1 protein-coding gene is annotated in these 1,980 nt (G+C 73.1%); it reads right to left on the reverse strand.

Features of this window, described 5'->3' with window-relative positions:
- Window positions 1–400: 400 nt before the first annotated feature.
- Window positions 401–1,750, reverse strand: coding sequence for a DUF2252 domain-containing protein (locus L0P92_RS44100; RefSeq protein ID WP_234768760.1), 1,350 nt, complete (start codon window positions 1,748–1,750; stop codon window positions 401–403).
- Window positions 1,751–1,980 lie beyond the last annotated feature (230 nt).

The following is a 1,980-nucleotide window of genomic DNA, read 5'->3' on the forward strand; positions in this document are numbered from 1 at the left end:
CCCCCTCCCCCGGCCCCGCCGCCCGACGCGGAGGAACTCCGGCCGTACTGCAGGTAGAGGAAGAGCACCGCGACGGCGGCCAGCCAGTAGAGGTGGTTGTCGAATCCTAAGATCACCAGGACGACGGTCCCGGACATGACGATGGTGCCCATCACGGGCCTCCGTGAGCGTGGATCGATTCTGGATCTTGAGCGGTGAACGGTGAACGATGTCCCGAGGGGGCGCTGGGGAGGGCGACCGTCCGTCGGTGCGTAGAGACTAGCCCCGAGTCCGCAGGGTGGCGCCTGCCCTGCGCGAAGCGGCGTGAGCTGCTCCGTTACGCGTGTCCAGCGTAGGGATCCGGTCACCGGGCGTGCATCTCCTTTTCCCGCGACCCCGGTGCCGTGTGCGGCCGTAGTGGTCAGACGCCGGGCGCTGCGGTGATCACCCCGGCCCCGACGGCCGCGCCCAGCGTCGTGTGGTCGGCGGCGGTCTGGTCGGCGTACGCCAGGGCGAAGTCGGTGACCGCGCGGTCGAAGGTGTCGGCACCGCCGAGGTAGCCGGCGATGGCGATACGGTCGCCGGAGCGGGCGTGCGCACGGGCGAGGGCGGTGCCGCACAGCCGGGCGTAGGCGAGGAGGTCGTCCGGGCTCATCCCGGCCACGTCGGCGGAGCCCTTCATGTCGCGCAGCTGACGCCAGTAGAAGGCGCGGCCCTGCGGCCCGGACATCCAGCCGAGGAAGATGTCACCGGCCGCCTGCAACAGCCGCTGCCCCGCGACGACGCGGTGGCCGGGGTGGACGTACGGTCCGCTCGGCAGGTGTTCCTCCAGTACGGACGGCCGCGCCTCCTTGATCTGGAGGAACAGCGGGTCGTCGGTGTCCCGGCCGGCGAGCAGCACGATGAAGCAGCGCAGGCCGACGCTGCCGACGCCGACGACCTTGCGGGCGGCGTCGACGAAGCGGTAGCGGTCCAGGAGCAGACGGCGTTCCTCGGAGAGGGTCGAGCGGTAGTCGCTGAAGATCTTGCGCAGCGAGGCCATGTCGGACATGCCCGCGGGTTCGAGCAGCGGCGGGTCGTGGATGATGCGGCGGCGCCCGTCGACGACCTCGGTCAGCCGGTCGAAGGCCCGCAGGCTGGTGCGGCGGCGGGCACGGCCGAGGCTGGCCTCGACGCGACGGCGGTCGCGGTCGGAGCGGACCAGGGGCAGCAGTTGGTCGGCGTCGATGCTCGCGTACCAGACGTCGAGCTCGCCGCGCCGCGCGAGGCGCCGCATGGAGGTGCGGTACGCGGTCACGGCGGCGAGGGTCGCGCGGCGGGCCTCGGCGTCCGGGTGGCCGATCTCGCGGGCGGCCACCGCGACCGAGGTGGCGAGCCGTTTGACGTCCCACTCGAACGGTCCGCCGAACGTCTCGTCGAAGTCGTTCAGGTCGAAGAGCAGGGCGCGTTCCGGGGAGGCGTACAGGCCGAAGTTGAGCAGATGGGCGTCGCCGCACAGCTGGACGGTGAGTCCGGTGTGCGGGGCCGCGGCGAGGTCGGCGGCCATCACGGCGGCGGCGCCGCGCAGGAAGGCGAAGGGGGACGCCGCCATCCGGCCGTATCTGATCGGCAGCAGCTCCGGCAGCCGGTCGCGGCCCTGGCGTTCCAGTACGGCGACGGGGTCGGGGCGGTCCACGGAGGGGATCCAGGCGGCGTGCGCGGAGCGGGCGACCAGCTTGCGGGCGGCCTTGCCGCGCAGGGCGCGGTCGGCGGGGGTGGCGGGGGTCGTCATGGGCGGACGGTTCTGTGTACGGCGGCCCTGGGTGCCGGTACGGGTACGGCCGTCCTTTGCGCCGCTGCGGGTACGGCCGCCCCGTCGACCGGCCTTCGTATGCCGTGCCTGCCCATCGCACCTCCCGCCGCCACGCCCGCTCGGGGCGAGGTCCCGCACCTCCTGATCGCAGTGAAGGCGGGGCAGGGGGTGGACGCATGCCGGGTACGGCAATCGGGTGACGGGGTGAC

This window comes from Streptomyces muensis (genome assembly GCF_021474425.1).
Taxonomy (GTDB): Bacteria; Actinomycetota; Actinomycetes; order Streptomycetales; family Streptomycetaceae; genus Streptomyces; species Streptomyces muensis.

Bases quoted from the DNA above. Each gene is read 5' to 3' on its own strand.
- L0P92_RS44100 (WP_234768760.1), bottom strand. From the start codon at position 1,750: ATGACGACCCCCGCCACCCCCGCCGACCGCGCCCTGCGCGGCAAGGCC.